Source organism: Prosthecobacter dejongeii (assembly GCF_014203045.1).
Lineage (GTDB): Bacteria > Verrucomicrobiota > Verrucomicrobiia > Verrucomicrobiales > Verrucomicrobiaceae > Prosthecobacter > Prosthecobacter dejongeii.
The window spans coordinates 263,065-284,155 of sequence record NZ_JACHIF010000001.1; the positions used below are offsets into that span (position 1 = coordinate 263,065).

Here is a 21,091-nt window from a genome sequence, read left to right on the forward strand (position 1 = left end):
GACACGTCAGGCCCCGAGTTCCTGGCTGCGTTCTGTCGCTTTACGCACCGCCTGGATCAGCGCGTTCCGCAGACCGTGAGCTTCAAGTTGCTCCAATCCGGCGATGGTCGTCCCCCCCGGGCTAGTGACTTCATCACGAAGAGATGCGGGGTGTTTTCCCGTTTCCAAAACCATCTTCGCAGCACCAGCCACGGTCTGGGCCGCTAAGCGCAGGGAGGCTGCACGCGGCAAGCCCATGAGCACCCCGCCGTCTGCCAGGGCCTCAATCATGGTGTAAACATACGCAGGACCGCTGCCACTCAGACCGGTGACCGCATCCAGCAACTTTTCAGAGACCTCATCGGCAGTACCGACGCTGCCGAGAATTTTGTTGGCCACAGCACCATCTTCAGAGGTGGCTTTGGTTCCTCGTGCAAAAGCAGCTGCACCGGTGCCGACAAGCGCAGGCGTGTTAGGCATGCAGCGGATCACCCTCTGGCGGGCCCCTAACCAACCTTCGAGTTGGGCGATGGAAATGCCTGCGGCAATGCTTATGTAAAGGCGACTTCCATCTAAGGTGGAAAGGCCCTCACACAGGCTTTTCATATCCCCAGGTTTCACGGCCAGCAGGATGACTTCTGATACCCCTACAGATTCCACGGGAGTGCCCGTGAAAGTCTGACAAGTGAGGGATTCCTGCAAGGCCTCCACAGCCGCAGGGACGACATCACTCAGCGCCACCGACAGCTCCGTGCTGCCCAGAGCTTTTTCCACTCCACGCAACAAAGCACCACCCATTTTACCGCATCCGATCAGACCTAGTTTTAGCATGGCGCGATGGTGGCGGCAGCCTGCGTTTCACGCAAGGAAAGATCACGCCTTCCCCAGCAACAGCATGCGCAGGCCAAAAATGACCAGAACCGCGCCGAAAACTCGGCTGAGGGTCTCATTGCTCAGGGTCTTTAACCAGCCCGCTCCATAATAGGCAAAGAGGGAGGCCGAGAGGGCAGTAATGGCAGCCACCTTCCAGTTGACCCATTCACTGCGGGAGTTTTGCAGCGTGGCCATGAAAGCCGTGGGGATGATGATGGCCAAGCTGGTGGCCACGGCTTGTCTCTGCGGCATGTCCAGCAGGAGTAAAAAAGCTGGCACCGCGTCGGTCGCCCGTGCCACCAGCGTTGGCATACGACTGCGGCATGTCCAGCAGGAGTAAAAAAGCTGGCACCATCACCACACCGCCGCCGACTCCACACAGAGCCGCGACCACGCCACTGAGAATACCGATGCCGAGACAAATGAGGATTTCAGGAACAAGCATGAGAGCAAATCCGGGAAGATTTTTGATTGATGCAAAAGGATTGAATCCGTTATCCGTTGTAACGTCCAAACACACACGTAAAAAACTAGCCCATGAAACATCTCCTCGCCCTCCTTGCCGTCGCCGCTTTTTCCAGTCTGGCCCCTGCTGCAGAACCCCTGAATAAGGTCTGTCCCATTTCGGGTAAACCTGCGAATGCAGCCATCACCAGCAACTACAGCAAAACAGTGGCCGTCTGCTGTGACCGCTGCAAATCTCAATTCAATGCCACACCTAAGGCGTATCTCAGCAACATCCTCAGCGCCAATGGCGTGCAATGCCCGCTGAGCAAAAAGAAGGTGGATGCCTCCAAAACCGTGACCTACACACGCCAAGTCGCCTTTGCAGACACGGCGAGCAAAGCCACCTTCGATGCTGCTCCAGACAAGCACATCAAGGAAGTGCGCCAGTAATCCTCCTTTTCACATCTCCAAGCGGCAGGCTCAGTCCTGCCGCTTTTTTTGTGCATCCTACACAATCAGGGGCTCGACTCGCTCACGGATCAACTCGATGAGTGCTGGGTCCATGTATTCATAGTCGTCAGGAATATCCAGCACCTCAATCTGCAAGTCACTTACGACTTCGGGAAAGTCATCACGCAGTCGCTTTTTTTGCCAGTGCTCCATCACGCACACCACATCGGCCCAACGTAGCGACTTTTCACTCACCCGAGTTCGCGCAGATGAACTGACTCCGGCGGAGCGCACCTGGACCCGTGGATCGTTTTGATAAATGGCCTCCGCGGTGGGACTGCGCCAGAGATTACGAGAGCAGAGAAAGAGCAGCTTCACAGTTCAGCAACGTGCGAGTGATCATCCTCGACCACTGGCTTTTTCACATTCCGGCTCAGCAGGACGAAGAACACAGGGGTGAATAGCAGTCCGAAGAAGGTGACGCCAATCATGCCGTAGAACACGGCCGTTCCTAGAGCCTGGCGAATTTCTGCACCCGGACCTTTAGCAATGACCAGAGGAAGCACGCCCAAAATAAAGGCGAAGCTGGTCATGAGAATAGGGCGCAGACGCAACTTAGTCGCCTCCACAGCAGCAGCGAAGCGATCCATGCCAGCCTCTTGACGCTGGCGGGCGAACTCGACGATCAGAATGGCGTTTTTCGCCGCTAGACCGACGAGCACAACCAGCCCGATCTGGGTAAAGATGTTGTTATCCATCTGCCGAATCCACACGCCCACCAGGGCACTGAGGAGACACATGGGCACGATCAAAATCACCGCCAGAGGCAGACTCCAGCTTTCATACTGGGCAGCCAATACGAGAAAGACAAAGAGCACGCAGAGCGGGAACACAAACACGATGGTGTTACCGGCGAGGAGTTGCTGATAGGTGAGGTCCGTCCATTCGATGGCAAAACCATCCGGCAGCTTTTCTTTGGCCATCGCCTCCACCCGGCTAACCATCTCACCCGAGCTGACGGAGGGCAGGGTATTGCCATTCACATCCGCCGTGGTGTACATGTTATAGCGGGCCACACGGTCTGGACCGCCGATACGGTTCATTTTCACGAGGGCCCCCAGCGGCACCATTTCACCCTTTTGGTTACGCGTTTTCAGGCGCAGCACATCTTCAGGTCGTACGCGGTATTGGGGTTCAGCCATGGCCGTAACCTGATAAGTGCGGCCAAAGAGGTTGAAGTCATTCACATAGGCAGAGCCCATGTACACCTGCAGGGTCTCATTGATATCGGCCAGGGAAATGCCCATGTTTTTGGCGGCCTGGCGATCAATGTCGAGGTAGTACTGCGGCACATTGGAGCGGAAACCGGAGATCATGGAGGTGAAGCCTGGCTCAGTCCGGAGGGCATCCATGAGGGAGTTGGTCGCATTCTGAAGACCCGCCAGGCCTGTGTTGTTCAAGTCCTGAATCTGGAACTTGAAACCGCCTGCATTGCCGAGACCGCGCAGGGCTGGAGGCGGCAGCACGATGACACGCCCGGCCTGGATGCCAGCAAAGCGCTTTTTCATCTCATTGATGAGTGCATCCGAAGTCTGCTCCGGAGTGCGTTTGTCATGCGGTTCCAGGATAAGGAAGGCGGCACCGACGTTGCTCTGGTTCGCCTGGAGCACAGAGGAATAACCCGAGATGGCGAAGGTGTGGGCGATGCCTGGAGTCTCGCGGGCGATAACGTCCATTTCGCGCACCACGGCATCCGTGCGCTCAAACGAAGCCCCATCTGGAAGCTGCACCACCACGAGCATGTAGCCCATGTCCATGGTGGGAATGAACCCAGTGGGCGTGATCTTGAACAGGTGACCGGAAAGCCCGATGAGGCCTCCATAGGCCAAGAGCACGACGATGCCAATGCGGACCAGCTTGGCCACGATGCTGCCGAAGACATTCGAGAGGCCATTGAAAAACTTGTTAAACAACCGGAAGAACCAGCCGAAGAGCAGGTCAATCGTACGCTGCAGCATATCCGGCTTAGCTCCATGTGGAGGCAATAGCAGGGCCGTGAGAGCAGGACTGAGCGTGAGCGAGTTGAACGCTGAAATGATCGTAGAAGCCGCGATGGTCAGGGCGAACTGGCGATAAAATTCCCCCGTGATGCCACCAAGGAAAGCGGTGGGTACAAACACAGCAGTAAGTACCAGAGCCACGGCGACAACCGGCCCGGTCACTTCCTTCATGGCCAGCAGGGTGGCCTGCCGTGGGGAATGCCCTTTGGCAATGAAACGCTCCACGTTTTCCACCACGACAATGGCATCATCCACCACAATCCCGATGGCGAGCACGAGACCGAAGAGGGAAAGGTTATTCAGCGTGAAGCCAAACGCCTGCATCACCGCCATGGTGCCCACGAGGGACACAGGAACAGCCAGCAAGGGAATCAAAGAGGCTCGCCAGTTTTGCAGGAACACCACCACCACAAGAACCACCAGGATGATGGCCTCAACCAAAGTGTGGAGCACCGACTCCATGGAGGCACGAACGAAACGAGTCGGGTCATAGTTGATGCGATAGTCCACCCCTGGTGGAAAACGTTTTTTCAACTCTGCCATTTTGGCATACACGCCATCCGCTGTGTCCAGAGCATTGGTGCCCGGAAGCTGGAAGATACGCAGAGAGACGGCATTCTTACCATCCATGTAGCTCTTCACCGCATAATCACGGGCCCCCAGTTCGATGCGGGCGACATCGCTAACGCGGATGACTTGGCCATCGGCATTCGTCTTGATGACGATGTCACCAAATTCTTCGGCGGTGATCAGTCGGCCTTTGGTGGTGAGGGTATAATTAAAACTGGTGCCTTCAGGGGCGGGCATGGCACCGAGCTGCCCCGCAGCCACCTGGACGTTCTGCTCACGAATGGCCTTCAGCACATCGCCAGCCGTCAGGTCGCGTCCAGCGATCTTGTCTGGGTCCAGCCAAATGCGCATGGAGAAATCCAGCCCACCTAGAGTGGAGGCCTCCGCCACACCCGGCAGACGGGCGAGCTGATTCTGCACCTGCAGCAGGACGTAGTTGGAGAGGTAAATGACGTCACGCGAGTCATCCGGCGAAAAGAACTGCACGGCCAGGGTCAAGTCCGGCGAGCGCTTTTGCGCCTGCACGCCGAGACGGCGCACGTCCTCCGGCAGACGTGGCAGGGCCGCATTCACACGGTTTTGCACCAGCACCTGGGCCTGATCCAGATCGGTGCCCAGCTTGAAGGTCACTGTGAGGTTCATGCGCCCATCGTTCGTGCAGGACGAGGACAGGTAGAGCATGTTTTCCACCCCATTGACCTCCTGCTCCAGCGGTGTGGCGACGGTATCGGCAATGACCTGGGCATTGGCTCCAGGGTAAGTGGCACTCACCACCACGGTGGGCGGCACCACGTCGGGGTACTGGTTTACCGCGAGACCGAAATAAGATAGGCCACCCAGCAGGGTGATAACGATGCTGAGAACCGTGGCAAAAATCGGCCGGTCCACGAAAAAGCGGGAGATGTTCATGCGGCTTTATTTCGTGGCGGTTTGCAGCGGGGCGACTTTCATCTCGCGCTCTTCCTTCACCAAGACCATCGCTCCATTGCGGACGAGGGCCATGCCTTCCACCACCACCCGGTCATCTGGGGCGATGCCCGTTTTCACCACGCGCAGACCTTCATGCAGCGGCCCGATCTCAACCGGCACCTGCTTAGCGACTCCATCCGTGGAAATCACGAACAAGAACGGCTTTCCCTGATCGCTACCGATGGCGTTGTCATGCACCAGGAGAGCTTTGTATTTGCCACTGCCAGGAATGCGAACGCGCGCGAAAAAGCCGGGGGCCATGAGACCATCTGGGTTTGGAAACAGGGCACGGGAACGGATGACGCCCGTGCCGGGGTCAAGCCGATTGTCCACAAAATCAATCACCCCTTTATGAGGGTAACCCTGCTCATTGGCCAGGGCCATCTCGGCAGGGATGTTCTGGTCCAGGGCGCTGGCACGCTGCCCCAGGCGGCGAAGTTCGCGGTATTTTAGGGCGGACTGCTCATCCACATCCAAGTAGCAGTGAATGGGATCCACGGAGACGATGGTGGTCAGCACCGTGGCATTGGAATTGTTACTGCCGCCATTGATGAGGTTTCCCTGAGTGATGAGGACATCTCCCGTGCGCCCCGAAATGGGGGATTTAAGCTGGGTGAACTCTAAGTCTAGCTGCGCCTGCTGAAGCGTGGCCCGGGAAGAGCGAAGACTAGCCTCGGCCTCCGCCAGGGCTTGATTGCGCTGATCAATCTGCTCCACGGCGATGGCCTTGGATTCCATGAGCTCCTTGGCACGCTCGGCCTCCATTTTTGCCAATTGCACCCGTACCTGAGCGCGTTCCACATCGGCCTGGGTGCGGTCCACCACGGCCTGGTAAGGACGCGGATCAATGGTGAACAGCAGGTCACCAGCCTTGACGTCGCTACCTTCCCGAAAATGGATTTTTTCCAAGTAACCGGAAACGCGGGCACGGATTTCGACCGATTCGGGAGCATCCAGGCGGCCGATGAACTCGTCCCACTCCGTCAGTTCAGTTGCCAGAGGTTTAGCCACCGTGACCGGGGAAGGCGGCGGGGCTGCGGCGGTCTTTTGCTGAGAACGCTCACAGGAGGAAAGCGCAGCCAGCACCAGGCTGAGGGCAAGGAGTCTTTGCATTGGGGGGAGAATTACGACGCAGGAAAGGATTTTTCGCCGTGACCTGACTGGTTACGTCTGGGAACGGCAAATTCCACCCGCACTTTGGGAGCCTCCAATAGGCAAAGATATTCCGTAGCGATGAAAAAAAAAATCCACGGGAGACCAACATCCCCTGCTCAGGGGCGTGCAAACTTTCAGCGTCCCCCTTGCCACCCGGCTTTCGCGCGTCATATCATGGTCATCATTCATGAAACGTCTCTACCGCCACGCCCAAATCGCCTCCGAAGACTCCGCTCAACTGTTGCGCGGGGACGTTTTGGTGGACGGGGATCGCATCATCGGCGTGGCTGAGGAGATCACCGGAGTGATGGATGCCGAGGTCATTGACTGCACGGGCCGCATCCTTTTGCCCTCTCTTTTTGACATCCACGTCCACGCCCGTGAGCCGGGCCAGGAAGACAAAGAGAACATCGCCACCTGTGCCGAGGCTGCTATCAACGGCGGGGTGACGGGTTTTGTCATGATGCCGAACACTTCCCCCGCGATCGACAATGCCGGGGTCGTCCGAACCGTGTTGGAAACCGCACGCCGCACCCGCATCGGGGCCAGCATTTACACCTCCGGAGCCATCACCAAAGGGCGCAAGGGGGAGGAACTGGCAGGCATCGCCGGCATGAAGGCCGCCGGCTGTGTGATGCTGACAGATGATGGCTACGCCGTGGACAACCCGCAGGTGCTCCGCCGCGCCATGGAATACGCGCGGGACTTTGACATCCCCCTGGCCAGCCACTGCGAGGTGAAGGAACTCAGCGGCAAAGGCAGCATGCATGAGGGAAAAATCAGCTACGCCCTGGGCCTGCAAGGCATCCCCAGCATCAGCGAAGAGATCTGCATCTCCCGGGACATCCGGCTGGCGGAATACACGGGGGTGCATCTGAACATCCAACATGTCACGACTGCTGAAGGCATGGGCACCATCAAACGCGCCAAGGACCGGGGCATCCGCGTCACCTGCGAGATCGCGCCCCACCATCTCATGTTCAGTCATGAGGACATCGGCGACTATGACACGCATTACAAAATGAACCCACCACTGCGCACGAAGGAAGACAATGCGCTGCTGCTGCAAGGGCTCAAAGATGGGTGGTTCGACGTCATCGCTACTGACCACGCGCCACACACGCCGTTTGAAAAGAACCAAGCCTTCGCTAGCGCCCCCTTCGGCATCACTGGCCTGGAGACGGCCCTGCCGAGCCTCTATGATTGTTTCATCTCCAAAGGCATCCTGGACTGGGGCCTCATCGTCAAACGCTACTCTGCTGAGCCGCGCCGCCTGATGAAACTGGAGCCTGTGCCTGTGAAAGAAGGCGGCATCGCCGATTTCATCCTTTTTAATCCGGAGCGCACGACCACCTTTACTCCTGAGTTCATGAAGTCGAAGAGCATCAACACACCGTTCTTGAACAAGACGCTGAAGGGACTGGTGGAGCGGGTGATCTATCGCGGCGAGGAATTGCTGGCGCGGTAATTTAAGGCTGGCTCCACCCTGTCATTCCAGTGACTGGCAACAGTGGAGCCGCTGCAGCTTTCCATTCGACCGTCCCGGCTTTCTGGAACAAATCCCAAATGGCTTTCTTGCTATGAGGATCGGCGATGCTTCCGGGCGCATTACGCCAAAGGCCCAAACGCAGACCGCCCTCCTGCGCGTGATCCACATGGCGGTGGTAGATGAAGGCATCCACCGTGGGCAGCGTGAGACATTTTTCCCAAGCGTAGGCGTAGGCAGCAGCCTGAAGTTTTTCCCCTTCCGGGATGAGTAGGGTGTGAAAACCCTGCTCTGACAAGATGATGCGGCGAGGCTGCCCCTGATAGAGCAACTCTTTTTGTTCCAGATGCTTCGGTAGGACTTGGAGATTTTTAAAAGTCACTTTTGGCGTGGTATCATCGTTGGTTACGCTCTTGTCGGCCCAGGCTCGAGGATTCCCCAGATCCTCCGGGTACGGATGCCAAGCGACGTGCCAGTCCAGGTCTCCACGCTCACGCACAAGACGGGCAAAGGTGTCCAGGTAATCGCGACCAGGAGTGGCCTCCTCTGCGCTGATGCCATGCATGGAAGCGGCCCAGTGATGATCGAAGGAAATGTAGAGACGTGCATGGGCAGAGGCGGTGCGAACGGCCTGATGGACGATGCGAAAGGCGTTTTCATACTCGCTGGCCGCTTTCTCCAAGGGCATCTTGCCGAGGTTGTACCAGAGCCAGTGAGAATTGACCTCATTTCCCACGATCCAGCCCCACACGCGGCCATGCTGAGGCTGGTTCCCCGACCAGCGGGCCGCTAGGAATTCCGTCACTGCGCGGAGCAAGAGTCGGCCTTCAGGAGTTACGCTGTTAAAGGCGCCCACGCTGTATTTGTAGTCGGCACGCGCCTGGGGATGAATGACCAAGGCATCGCGTACAGGTTCCTTAGAAGGGTAAGCGATGAGAATGAGGTAAACCGCGACGCCTTTGTCAGACAGGGGTTTGATCTGACGATCCAGACTGGCCAGATAACTGGCGTTAAAAGCAAAGGTTTGGCCCTCCACCGTGTGGGTGGGATTACCCGGTTTCTTCGCTAGGTCCGGCAGGGCGGTAAGGTTGATATTAATACCCGCATGGTGAATGCCTAGATCGAGAGCATCTGGCACCATCTGCACCTGAAGACCTTTGATGCTGGCAGGTTTAGGGAAAGGCTCCGTATTCGGCGCAGCGAATACAGGCCATGAGAACAAGAAGACAATGAAAAAGCGTAGCATGAAGAGTCGCATTTAACGCTGGTCAAAGCTGCTTTATAGCGGTGACAACCACTCAGAAGGAGAAACACACTGCGAGAGCGCTTCTCTCCCTCCTCAAACAACCATCTTCAACGACGACGGCGGAAAGCCATCCACATACAGCCAACCAAGATCAGCATCGCACGTCCGGGTTCAGGCACGAGGATCATGGTGGAAATGACCAAGACACCATGACTGTTGAAGAGGCCCGTATCCCAGCGCAGTTCCGGATAGGCTGAAAGGTCTGGCAGGTCGAGGTCGCCATTGTCATCACCATTTCCGACGAGGTAACGGTTGGACCCAGAATTGAAGGAACCCCAGTCTGACACGCCAAACCAGTCTAACAAATTATAAACATGGCCAGCCTGTGGTGAGAAGCCAGTCACCGTAGAGCTGATTTCGATCCGCCCGCCATTCCAAGTTAAGTCTCCACCGATTTCGAGATGGTCATGCGCCACAGAGGAAATCCCGGTACCAGGCTGCCCAAAGTAGTCAGGGAAAGCATTCGAGGAGGGATTAAACAGCGGCAGAACGGAGATGTAGTCTTCGTATTCAAAACCACCGATCATGAAGTTACCGGCAGAGAGTTCAGCATCCACCAGAGAAGGTGCCATGAGCTGCATCGAAAGAATCGCCCCAGGATTGAACACCATGTTGCCGCCGTTGCTATCTCCAATGAACAAGGTACCACGAGCCGCACCGACGACATCCAGAATCGCATCTCCAGGAGCTAGCCTGCCATTCATGGTCAAGCCGCCTCTGACATGGCCAGATCCACTCAGCGTGGCCCCCGCCAGGACCGTGGTCATCCCTGTGCCCGTGCTGCCCGCGACCCGGCCGATGGTATCGGTGGTGGCAGTAAATACAGCCGTGCTACCCTGACTCACAAAGTCCCACTGACCCGTCCCCCCCTGCCCCACTTGCAGAGCTCCGGCGGAGACAGTGGTCGTTCCCGTATAGTCATTGAAGATGGTCAGGGTAGCCGCTCCGGTGCCTTGCTTATCCAAGCTCAATGAACCCGGTGTGGCCGCACTGTTTTCATACTGAGCGGAAGGCACTCCATCCCGGAAATAGACATCCCAAGACGTGTTGCCGTTTTGCACAATGCTAAGAGTGCCAGGAGTCACGGAAGCATTTTCAACAATGGCCGAACTGTTCCCCACAGGGGTGAAGTTCGCCGTACCTGTAGCACCATGCAGCGTGCCAGAGGCAGCATCCACATTGGCATTGATCGCAGCCAGGTCTGCGGTGGTCTGCCGTGTAGGGTCCCAGGTTGGACTCGTGAAAGAATACAATCCTGAGGTGCTGACACCATCATTGGAAATTAATCCCCCGATCGTCACGCCCTGACCACCCACTTGGAGAGTGCTCAAATTCCGCATTTCCACCATATTCGCTGAAGTCAGCGCTGTGGAAGAACCCATGCGGAGAATCTCATTGTCATCACGATCAAAGTTATTGGTGCCCACCCCTTGCTCTCCGCCGACGGTGACTTTGCCTGTGAAAGCGCTGTTATTTCCACTCAAAAAGTAAGTCACAAACTGGTCATAAGGATCATTGTTCGCCGAGCCATCTTCTGAATTTTCCAGCATCAAATTATTTGAACCACTGAGGTTACCCCGGAAATTCATGAGAACGTGCTGCTGATGCCCCACCACAGCTGCATTGTAGGCCGTGGAGTCTTCATAGTAGAAACGCACGTGGTTGGCAGAAAGGGCGCCACCTCCACCCGTGCTGCCAGAGCCCAGATAAATATCACCTGTGAACTCCAAGGTGGATTCAGAAGCATAGCTGCCACCGATGCGGACCTCTTGCTTGATGTTGTCACGCACCTGGATGTCACGAGGGATGAGATAGGTCTGGCGGCCACTGTCCACTGCTGTATCCGAATTCCCATAGCGGGACTGCACACGATATTGCAGGGCTGTGGTGGAGACCCCGGATGGATCACCTAACAAGATGTTTCCCGTGCTTTCAAGAGATGCCCCTGGATACATCAATTGCAGAGTCAGCCCTTCGCGGATGTCCAGGTCCCCAGTCCACTCGGTAAGGCTATTGTAAAAGTAAAGCGAGCCAGCACCCGTCTTCACGATATTCCCTGAGCCAACCAATCCGCCTTCATTGGGATTGATATAGACTTCCCGGTTACCCGTGCTGCTGCCGGGGAGCAGAGCGTTTTGAGTGTGAATGTTCAGATCCCCAACGACGTTGTAAAAACCGTCGAGAACCACTTGGCGGCGCGTGGTGTGGGCCAGGAAGATCTGATCTCCGGCTTGTTCGCCAAACTGCATCCATTCACGATAACGCACCTGATCCGTGCCCGCTGCTCCACCTTCTTGAGGTGAGAATTCCAGCGTCACGTTATTCTTTACGATGGTGCCATCTGTCCATGAATCCGTGCTGCCGAAAGGCGTGTGTTGCGTGTTGTTGGCCCCACCGCCCTGGAGATCCACACGCAGAGAGTTGATGCCATCGCCCAAGATAGTCAGTCCAGTGTAGGTATTCGCCACGCCAACCAGATTCGCTCCATCTGTACGTGAGCCAAACTGCACAGTCCCGGCACCCTCGATGCGAAGCCCGCCACTGTTAGGGTTCCCAGAAAGGCTAGCCACGGGATTGTTTTCCGATGAAATGATCCCACGTAGTACCAGGATCTTATCCTCATTTTCGACATTCAACGTGCCATCCCCACTGCCCAAAGTGATGTTAGCTGCATAGGTATCCGTATTCGCACCCGTAAGTTTAACCGTGCCGCCATTTAACTGGAGTGCTCCCGTGCCTAGTCGGCTGATGCCATCCATCGCTAGCGTTGAGGCACCCGTGACGTATGTGGCCCCGGTGTATGTATTGGAACCGGTGAGAATGGTCTCTCCCACGCCAGTGAAGACCACATTCTGCCCGCCTGTGATATTGCCAGCCACCGTGACTGGAGCCGAGGCATAGTTATGCCAGATGAGGTCCCTTCCTGCACTGGAGGTGACATTCACTCCTGCAGCGATGGCCGTGCCACCAGAGTAACTATTGGTAAATAGCAGCCCTCCATCATTTACCGTGAGAGTCCCACTGGTCACCGCAGCTCCAGAAGTATTGAATCGAATGGACTCCGTCACACCACCCACCATGGATGAGCCCGTGAGATCCGTGTGCAACCCGGCACCAAAGGTATTGTCTGCAAAGTTAGAAAAAGCCACCACTTGCCCCATTCCATTCACGGATGCCCAGCTAGAAGCCAAGGGTGCGCCGTTTACTGCCGAACCAAAAGTGGCGTACGATCCTAAACGGGTGCCACTGGCTACTCCACCCAGACGAAGCGTGCCGCCAGCGATGCTCTGGAAATGCAACGTGCCACCATTGCTGCGTGTGCCCAAGGAAGCAATATCCACTTGCGCGGCCCCGATAGCGGCCAGAGCGCTCCCCCCTGCATTAAGCCTCAAACTACCGAAGTTTTCCTGTCCGCCATCCACAGCCAGGGTGCCGCCAGCCATCAACAAGCTGGCATTCAGGCCCACGCGGCGGCTGGGGTTAACATCATAACCTTCAAGTAACAACATCCCGCCAAGAACGTTCAAGCCTTCCACCGTGCCAGCGCCAGCGCTGGAACCCTGAAGATTCACCTGACCAGCTCCGATTTTAGTGATGGAGGTATTCACCGGATTTGCCGTCGTTCCACCATCCACGAAGTTTGCCCGGATGGTGACTTCACCTCCTGGGGCGGCATACAGACGTAGGTCGCGATCTGCCAATGTCGTGTAGGGAGTGAATCGAATAGTGCCTGAACCAGTGCCGAAGACCACCTCACCCGAACGGTTTTCACCCCCGATGGTGGTATTGCCCGTGGTATTACCCAGACCCCAATTTCCATGTCCAAATACATTGTTAGGATCAGTAACATCTCCCCCCACCGTGAAGGAGGCCAGATTAAAGCTGGAGCCTTCATTGGCTAAAACAAAGGTCGCATTCGATGTGGTCAGTCCATCCGCCGTGCCACTGGCGATGAGGCCACGCCCTCCGATGTGGAAACCGGACATGGCATTGTCTGGATTCAGGGCTGCCGCCGCAGCTGCGGTGTAAAACTGCCCCTCACCCGAGTAGCGCAGGTAGCCGCGTTTCAGAATGATCTGGCCTGCCGAATCATAAGGCTGCCAAAGCTGCACATTCGCCTCATTCGTCGTGGCGATCACCTCCATGCGCAGAATCTGATTTTGATTGGCCGCAGTCACCAGGGAACTCACTGGGCCCGAGGCATTGTCACGAACCTGCCCACGAAGATCCAGGATCCCCGCCGCTCCCGTGTAAGTGGTGAAGATACGTGACTCCGTGGCCTGTACCCCAGCAGCTAGCAGACCTGCCCCGCCATAAATATCACCCCGCACCGTCCCGATATTGGTCGAGTTCACCAAGACGCGGGGAATAAAGTTGCGGGTGTAACCTGTAGCCCCCGCATTGTCCACATTATCCAAGATGATGTTTCCACCCCAAGTACCGCCTTGTTCGATCGCCAAGGCGATGTTGTTTCCGCTGATGTTGCCCACACGTATATCCGCGCCAAGCACATTAGCCCCATGGCCGAGGTAGAAATTTCCTCCGCCAGTCACATTCACATTCTCACTTTGCCCCAGGGCAAAATCACTGCGTGCGTAAAGTGTGCCGTGGTTAACATGCGTATCTCCCGAGTAGGTATTAAAACCTGTGAGGATGAGAGCTCCCGGCCCTGTCTTGACCAACCCATTGGAGTTCGTGATGCCGGAGGCAATCGTCAGCGTGGTATTGTCACCATCAATGCCCTCATACCCCTTGGGCTGCCCTGCCGTATCATAACGGGTGAAAAAACCACCCACATAGATATGGGCTTCTCGTCCAGCGAAGTCGAGTTCGCCGCCATTGATTTGCGAACGAATGTCCAAGTTAGAATTTCCGCTGTTGGTGATGCCCATACGGTCCAGCACCCCAAAGTTAGCCGCCTGGATCATCCCTGAAGCCACGGTAAGCTTCGTGTCATCCCGCATTTGCAGAGTGGTATGATCCCCCCCCTGAGTCGCAGCGGAAGTGGGGTTAGCAGCACCGTTTTGCACATACGTTTCGGAATTGAAACTCAGTGAGTTCACCGTTTTAGAGGCATTCAGCGTGAGCAGCGAATTCTGCCGAGTCGAGCCAAGCTGACCTGATTCCAAAGAATCCGAATCCCGCCCGACAATGCGCAAATTCTGATCACTGGTGAGTCCTTGATCATCCAGTGAGACGGTGGTGGTCACAGCACCATCGGGATTCGCCACTGTTTTGTATTCAGACAGTTCCAGCGGGCGCAGAAAATGATTGCCATTGCCATCACTATCCAGCGTCACCAGCCTGAAAGACGTGTAAGCTTCATCAAACCTCTGAGTCACCCCATCGGAAGAAGCAACCAAGAGATCGCGTGTGCCACCAAAGAAACCGGGAACGATTGGAGCATTGCCATTGAGTCCATTGCCACTGCCGATGACCAGAGGCGCCACATCCACCTGCAAGACAGCCTTGTTCGTGACATTGCCACTGGAAAAATCTCGTCCTGCAAAAGAGGTTCCCGAATCGAAGTTTCTCAAATGCACCGAGGCTCCAGGCTGACGAACGATCTCCGTGAAATGCCAGCCTGCGTAGTCTCCCTGAAGACGGTTTGACGTGACACCTGCCGTGGTGACATAATCAGCCCCCAAATTGTATTCCAAGCCCAGCACGCCAGCCTCGGCGGTGATGACTCCAGCTTTCTCAAAACCAGAATGCACCCCCCCGGTGGCATCCATGCGCAGACGGATGTAGCCATCTGTGGTGATGGTTAAATCATCTGGAAGGCGATCACCAAATTCATTGATCGTGGTACTGGCCGTGGAGAGATAAAAGATGGAGTTGCGATCCAACTCCATTCGGGTCAAACCACCGAGCGATCCGGCTCCAATGAGGCGTGTTGTTCCACTGGCTGAAAGAAAGGCACCTTTCCACTCAGGGTTATTCCCATAAAAGCGGAAATCCCCATTGCCGATGCGGGTGAGGTCACCCTGACCGAAGAGATCCCCACCGCCGTTGTTGATGTAAATATTGTGGGAGTTGAAGATCTTAAAGATGGCATCTTCTTCAATGTGGATCTGCCCAGTGAGGTTATAAGAGCGAGTCGCTCCAGTGATGATGGAACGAATCGTTCCGCCGCCTTCAAAACCACTGCCACGCAGTGTCATCCACTCAAGAAGGCTCGGATCTGAAGAACTGAAGAACAGGTCCAAACTGCCATTGTTACCAATGACGGTGCTGTCCAGGAAAGAGCGATGGGTGCCTAGAGCCCCTGTGACACCCGTGCTGCCAACCCCTTGCAAGCTCAAAACCCCATCATTGATCCAAGTGATGCCGCCATAAACATGGCCCAGATTCGCTGGAGTGGAGCCATCTCCCAGCGGTGCATAACGAAACACCACCGTGCCACCGCCATCAATGGTGAGGTCTCCGATATCAGGATTCCGCACAGATGAAGCCTCCCAGGGGCTACCCAAGCTATCCGACAACGTGTAACCGTAATCCGTGTCTGCATGATTGTATTTACCGCTGATGAACCCATCCACGATGAGCGTCTTGCTGGGGTCCACACGCAGAGTGCCGCCATTACCCCCTAGGAAAAGCGTGCGCCCGCTGTTAAGCGCCAGACTCTCTGTCACGTGCAGCACCCCACCGTCAAAGTAAAGATTGCCACTGTCCAAGATCGCCCAAGCCCCAGCATTGTTCCCTGCCGCAGTGCCATCCAGTGTCACTCGCACCCCTTCGGTATAACCACTCCCGCCGTTCACCACATTGATAGCGCTCACCACTCCTGTACCAGTGTTAAAAGTCACCGAAGCCCCAGTGCCATTACCGCCTAACAGAGACGCAACAGCATTATTTTGGCTATTGGTATAGCTGCTGCCTGCATTCACCAAGACCACTTGGGCAATGGAGCCATTCACTTGGCCAAGCTGAGAATCACGACTGATCTTCAACACGCCATTGTTGAGATACACGTTCCCGGTGAGGGTGTTATCCTCCGTCAAAATGGTCGTGCCAGTTCCTGCATGAACGAGATTCACCTTATTCGCACCGTCGTTCGAAATGACCGAGCCGACGGTCAGTGTCCCCTGACCGTAATGATGCAGCATCAAGTCCCTGGATCCCTGTGACCAACTGCTGGTAATGCTGCCGCCTGAGAAGCTTACATCACCAGTCACAGACGAAGGAATCAACAAGCCGCCTTGATTCAAAGTGAGTGTATTGCCTGCGCCGATGTCTAGCTGGGCCGCAGCCCCAAAGCGAAGAGTCTGGCTTTCCGTATTGCCTGTTAAAACTGCACTTCCCGTTAGGTTGGTATGTAGAGCTGCACCAAAAGCATCGTTGCTGTAAGCCGTAAATCCTTGCACCCCTGTGGTTCCCTGGCGAGCAGCCCAGTCCGTCACGCCGCTTGTAGAGTTGCCATAAACGGCCCAGCTACCCAGGAAAGCCCCTGCCGTGGTGGAAAGTCCATTTGCACTGAAGTTGATGGCCCCATTACCATTTTCCAGAAAGGCGAGAGAAGACCCTGAATCTCTCTGGAGCAAACGGGTCGCGGCACCGAGAGTCAGCGTGGTATTGGTATTCGTCGTTGCAGAGCTGGCCCCATTCAGCAGGTAAATATCTCCATCCAAAGTTTGCGTGCGCATGGTGGTTCCTGCAGGTTGTTCAAGAACCAAATTTCCTCCGCCCCATGTCGAAATCGCCGCGAGAGCATTTGTTCCGGTCGTGCGAGTGCGTGCAAACTGGTTATCCCCATTCATACCAGCCCAAACCGCCGTGCCTGCCATAAAGTTCCAACGATCCACATTCGAGTTACCCACAGCATTTCGATTAAAAATCACCGTCCCGGGACCAACCAGAGAGATGGTGGCGTTAAAACTATCCGCTGTGGTGTTGCTATCTTCGAGTCGTGCATTCACCACTAAAGTTCCCCCACGCACCTGGAGAAAGCGCAGGTCACGCTCCGTATTGGCATTTTGGAAAAGGATGCGATAGGGCAAGCTATTATCGGCACTGCCGATGTAGGCATTTCCACTCGTGTGTTCACCGCCAAGGGTGAGGGTATGATTGCGGTTATTGTTGCTGATGTTGATGCGGTCTGCGTAGTTCAACACCTGATCTGCCTTCGTTAGCAAAACGTGCCCATGATAGACATTGGTCGCGATGTTTGATACGCCCAAAAAGTTTTGTGGACTGCCTAACCACATTTGGTTCCACTGATTGTCCTGCGTGATGGCCAGCCGTGCATCCTGAGTCTGAAAGCCGGTACCATCTAGCCCCGCAGCGGAGGGATCATACTGGATACGGAAATACCCCTGAGTCGCAAAGATGGATCCCGTGGCATCCCATTGCTGGAAAGCATTCACATTCATCTCATCATGCCCGCGCATTTGAAAGACCAGCGAGTGATTGCGATCCAGCCGGGTCGCATTGTCTCCCGTGGCTCCAACATTGCTCAATGAACCGGATTCAAGATCACGGAACTGTCCTCGAAAATTGATCGTCGCACTTTCACCAATGGATGTCGAAAGGATGGTAGGATCATTCCAGGAATCGTTGTCCGACTGATTCTGATTGTTCGCCGTGTAAATATTCCCGTAAATAGAGAGTGTGCCGTTGTTGCGAGCTGTGATCACATGGGACTGAAATTCGCCCGAACCAGCTTCATCGGCGATGTCGAAAATAACGTCCCCTCCCCAAGTGCTGTGAGTGGTGCCCTCATTCCGCAGCACCGTACGACTCGTATCAAAGGTACTGCTCACACGCAGGTTCAGACCTGTGATGTTGGTTCCGTACTCCAGATAGAAGTTTCCTGCTCCCCCGACTACCACTTCCCGACCGGGTGCCCCTGCCCCGAGGGCTCCAGAATGACGGACCAGCAGGCCGCCCTGTTCGCTGACATAAATGTTCCCTGAAACCTGATTCCAGGTATCTAGGTAAAGATTGTTTCGCCCGGTCTTCACAAGATCCGTCGCATTCACGATGTTGCTACGCATGAAAGCATTGCTACCAGGCATGAAGGTGCCAAAAGAGCCACTGTTGGCATCCAGATCATGGCGTGACAGGGCCGAATTAATGATCGCCGCCTGACCATTCATATTGATGGTCCCACCACGAATCATGGCTTCAGGATTGGAGTTATCAGACTCGATGAACGACGCAAAATTGATGATCCCAGAATTGATCGTCAGCGTGCGACCAGGCTCGATAATGAGGTAGTCACGGGCGGCCACAGGTGCAGCCTGGCCCGAGGTGGTGGAGTTAAACGCGAGGGTGAGAGAATTCACCGCCACATCCTGTGTGACATTGCGATTCGCGTAGTTGCTGCGACCCAAAGCATTCTCAGAACCGAGGTATCGGTCTAACAACCAGTTTGTTCCAGCAATCGGACTGCCACCCACGCTGTACTCATTGGCCGTTAGTGGCCGTAGATACCCATTTTCCAGAGTCATCAGGCCAATGCCTGAACCACCATAAGCGTAGGCATTCTGCACCGTGTAAGCTGTACGATTGGCCGCAGCACCGATGCTTGCGGCGAAGCTGGCTGGCAAGCTCCCGCCAAAAAGTCCAGGGATGACCTGCTGCCCAGCACTGCCAGGGGCAGACTGACCGATCAAGTTGATGCCCGTGGTGTTATTGAGTTTAAGACGATCATCTGCGGCACCAGTTCCCCAAGTGTGACTGCCATTGAGATTGTAGATTTTCAGAATGCCGCCCTGGCTCCGCGTGAGGGAGTTAAAACTACCATCGAACTGCCCCCCAGCGCGAGTGTCTAAATAGAGGTAGTTCGTTCCAGCATTCACGGCCACATTCCCGAAGTTTTCTGTATTGGTGCCAGCCACATCCGTTTCCAGAGTGAGAAATCCATTCCGGAGGCTGAGCGTCCCTTGGTCATTGAGTCGGTCGTTATTGTTGCTGCTCGCATATATACCGTTTTGGGAATTATTCAGCAACGCCAGGGATCCCCATCGGCTCAGGGTGATGGAGTTGGCCTGATTGAGGCTACCCTGCGCACCCGCTAGGGATAGACTGAAAAACTGCGACTCCGCCGCCCCAGTGAGAGACGTGTTTGTGTACTGCGGAGGCAAAAAGCGCCCGGTATTTTGTTTGACTAAAACATCCCCGTTAAAATTAACGTTGTTGCCAGTGAGACGTAGTTCGCGGTTTCCACGCTTGGTGAATCCCGTCCCGTCATTGTCAGCAGTGGTGTTATCAATCTGGCCCTGGATCTCTGTCACACCGGGGTGATCGTAGCGATCTGTGGCGCTGTTGTAACCCGTAGCACCGCCCCCCATGGTGAGGATATTTCCCTCCAATCCGCCCCCGACTAAATTGACCACGGTGCCAGGACCAAAGATGTGGTCAAAGGTGCGCCCCGTCTCACCATTCCCTTCTCGGACGAGTGAGCCGTTGTTGAGATTGATGGTGAGGTTATCATACGTCTCGACCACCTTTTGATTGGGAACGTGAGTCGTTCCCGTCCCCCAATCGGTGCGGAAGATGAGCCGCGCCGCGATGACGGTGTTACCAGATAGATCACTGGCGAGACGATTCGGATTGAAGGGGTCCGAAGTGCGGCTGCCCTGAGTCACATCCAGACCATCGAAGGCCCCGTCATAATAGGCCACATTGAAAGTTAATCCATCAATCTGGTTCCCATAAGCGGTGTCACCGATCAAACCGCCACCCACTAAACCTCCCTTATTTCGGAACATCAGAGAACCTTCATGGATATTGAAAGCCGAGCCTGTGGCATTGCGGATGTCTGCATTCTCAATGACCAGCATTGCAGATCCAATTTTTGTTAGATCATGGCCACTAAGGTCTAGCACAGCGGCTATTTCTGAGGTGCCTGCGGCATTCAGATAGCGCTTTAATTCGATGCTTGAATACCCTCCGACGGAAGCATCTCCTGACAGAGCCAAATGGGACAAGGATGCTGTATTGGCAGTATTGACCAGGGCGCCTAGACCGTTCATGCCCGATCCTTCGATGATGAAAATTTCTGTATCGTCCGCCTGCACATCGAAGTCGCTGTCACGCAGGTCCACGCGACCTCCATTTTTAACCCACACCTCATTGCCCACGCCTCTTAGGCCTGCCACACGTGCCCCAAAAGTATTTGATGTCCCGCGTGCACCGCCCTCTAGACGGAGTAAACCAGAATTCACAACGATCTGTCCGGCAAAGTCGTTCGTGTTATTATTCAAGAGCAGATGTCGAACGAAGTTCTCACCGTCAACGGCGGCCAAATTCATGGTGGCAGAGCCGACTGTGCCTCCAGATATTTTTCCTGCGAGGGTTAGACCCAGGCTGTTGCCGTTGGTATCGGCAATCAAAAAATCCACCGCACTGTTAAGCTGCAAAGCAGAGCTGATTGTATCATTGCCACCTTTCCCTTGTTTTGTGATGAATGCATTCCCCTCGGAGGCTTGGAGTGTAAGTGTTCCACCTGAAATGGTGAATGAATTGCCACCGCTGAGATCTCCAAGACGCATGCCACCGAGAGTCACATTGGAACCAGGAATCCCCGAATCAATGGTGACCGTGCGATTTGCGGTGATGTTATTGATGAGTTCGGCGATTTGATCCACTCCATTCGGGATACTGCCCTGCCAGCGGATGGCTTCGCTCCAATTTCCATTGGCACCCGTGAGATTCCATGAACCAGTGGCCGGAGCAGCCGGATCCAAGGCTAAGGCGGTAAGTGCGCATGCATTCAACAAGCTGAAAGCCAGGATCTTCGATTGCAAAAGGAGAGTTGTTCGGCGTGGCTTCATCAGGCTGGTTGGTGGG

The 21,091-nt window shown here is 55.4% G+C and carries 10 protein-coding genes; 2 read left to right on the forward strand and 8 right to left on the reverse strand.

All coding sequences use genetic code 11. The features are described from left to right. Window positions 1-6: 6 nt before the first annotated feature. The 3 genes from proC to HNQ64_RS23845 are packed head-to-tail and all read right to left on the reverse strand — an operon-like array spanning window position 7 to window position 1,297. On the reverse strand, window positions 7-810 hold the full coding sequence (gene proC, locus HNQ64_RS00860) for a pyrroline-5-carboxylate reductase (protein WP_184204397.1): 804 nt from the start codon (window positions 808-810) through the stop codon (window positions 7-9). 42 nt (window positions 811-852) lie between these two features. Next, complete coding sequence (locus HNQ64_RS00865; protein ID WP_246430935.1) at window positions 853-1,104, reverse strand: sulfite exporter TauE/SafE family protein; 252 nt, start codon at window positions 1,102-1,104, stop codon at window positions 853-855. Beyond that, window positions 1,019-1,297, reverse strand: coding sequence for a hypothetical protein (locus tag HNQ64_RS23845; protein ID WP_246430956.1), 279 nt, complete (start codon window positions 1,295-1,297; stop codon window positions 1,019-1,021). Before HNQ64_RS23845 ends, HNQ64_RS00865 begins: the two co-directional genes overlap by 86 nt. A gap of 92 nt (window positions 1,298-1,389) precedes the next feature. Between HNQ64_RS23845 and HNQ64_RS00870 the strand changes: the two genes are divergently transcribed. Then, window positions 1,390-1,749 (forward strand): hypothetical protein, encoded by a 360-nt coding sequence (locus HNQ64_RS00870; protein WP_184204399.1) that lies wholly within the window; start codon window positions 1,390-1,392, stop codon window positions 1,747-1,749. A 57-nt stretch (window positions 1,750-1,806) separates the two neighbouring features. Here HNQ64_RS00870 and HNQ64_RS00875 read toward each other — a convergent pair whose 3' ends face one another. The 3 genes from HNQ64_RS00875 to HNQ64_RS00885 are packed head-to-tail and all read right to left on the reverse strand — an operon-like array spanning window position 1,807 to window position 6,461. Then, window positions 1,807-2,127 carry a protein tyrosine phosphatase gene (locus tag HNQ64_RS00875; RefSeq protein ID WP_184204400.1) on the reverse strand — a complete coding sequence of 107 codons (321 nt, stop codon included), beginning with the start codon at window positions 2,125-2,127 and terminating at the stop codon, window positions 1,807-1,809. Continuing rightward, window positions 2,124-5,288 carry an efflux RND transporter permease subunit gene (locus HNQ64_RS00880; protein ID WP_184204401.1) on the reverse strand — a complete coding sequence of 1,055 codons (3,165 nt, stop codon included), beginning with the start codon at window positions 5,286-5,288 and terminating at the stop codon, window positions 2,124-2,126. The genes HNQ64_RS00875 and HNQ64_RS00880 overlap by 4 nt, the downstream gene beginning before the upstream one ends. A gap of 6 nt (window positions 5,289-5,294) precedes the next feature. Next, window positions 5,295-6,461, reverse strand: a complete 1,167-nt coding sequence (locus tag HNQ64_RS00885; RefSeq protein WP_184204402.1) for an efflux RND transporter periplasmic adaptor subunit — start codon at window positions 6,459-6,461, stop codon at window positions 5,295-5,297. 229 nt (window positions 6,462-6,690) lie between these two features. Here HNQ64_RS00885 and HNQ64_RS00890 point away from each other — a divergent pair, with 229 nt between their 5' ends. Beyond that, window positions 6,691-7,971, forward strand: a complete 1,281-nt coding sequence (locus tag HNQ64_RS00890; protein ID WP_184204403.1) for a dihydroorotase — start codon at window positions 6,691-6,693, stop codon at window positions 7,969-7,971. 1 nt (window position 7,972) lies between these two features. On the opposite strand, the gene HNQ64_RS00895 is transcribed toward HNQ64_RS00890, so the two are convergent. Together HNQ64_RS00895 and HNQ64_RS00900 are read right to left on the reverse strand one after the other, a co-directional pair. Then, the gene (locus tag HNQ64_RS00895; protein WP_184204404.1) at window positions 7,973-9,235 is read right to left on the reverse strand and encodes a DUF5722 domain-containing protein; all 1,263 of its coding nucleotides are present in this window, start codon (window positions 9,233-9,235) and stop codon (window positions 7,973-7,975) included. Between the two features lie 107 nt (window positions 9,236-9,342). After that, the gene (locus HNQ64_RS00900) at window positions 9,343-21,075 is read right to left on the reverse strand and encodes an autotransporter-associated beta strand repeat-containing protein (protein ID WP_184204405.1); all 11,733 of its coding nucleotides are present in this window, start codon (window positions 21,073-21,075) and stop codon (window positions 9,343-9,345) included. Between the last annotated feature and the right edge of the window lie 16 nt (window positions 21,076-21,091).

Bases quoted from the DNA above. Each gene is read 5' to 3' on its own strand.
- proC (WP_184204397.1), bottom strand. From the start codon at position 810: ATGCTAAAACTAGGTCTGATCGGATGCGGTAAAATGGGTGGTGCTTTG.
- HNQ64_RS00865 (WP_246430935.1), bottom strand. From the start codon at position 1,104: ATGCCGCAGAGACAAGCCGTGGCCACCAGCTTGGCCATCATCATCCCC.
- HNQ64_RS23845 (WP_246430956.1), bottom strand. From the start codon at position 1,297: ATGCTTGTTCCTGAAATCCTCATTTGTCTCGGCATCGGTATTCTCAGT.
- HNQ64_RS00870 (WP_184204399.1), top strand. From the start codon at position 1,390: ATGAAACATCTCCTCGCCCTCCTTGCCGTCGCCGCTTTTTCCAGTCTG.
- HNQ64_RS00880 (WP_184204401.1), bottom strand. From the start codon at position 5,288: ATGAACATCTCCCGCTTTTTCGTGGACCGGCCGATTTTTGCCACGGTT.
- HNQ64_RS00885 (WP_184204402.1), bottom strand. From the start codon at position 6,461: ATGCAAAGACTCCTTGCCCTCAGCCTGGTGCTGGCTGCGCTTTCCTCC.
- HNQ64_RS00890 (WP_184204403.1), top strand. From the start codon at position 6,691: ATGAAACGTCTCTACCGCCACGCCCAAATCGCCTCCGAAGACTCCGCT.
- HNQ64_RS00895 (WP_184204404.1), bottom strand. From the start codon at position 9,235: ATGCTACGCTTTTTCATTGTCTTCTTGTTCTCATGGCCTGTATTCGCT.
- HNQ64_RS00900 (WP_184204405.1), bottom strand. From the start codon at position 21,075: ATGAAGCCACGCCGAACAACTCTCCTTTTGCAATCGAAGATCCTGGCT.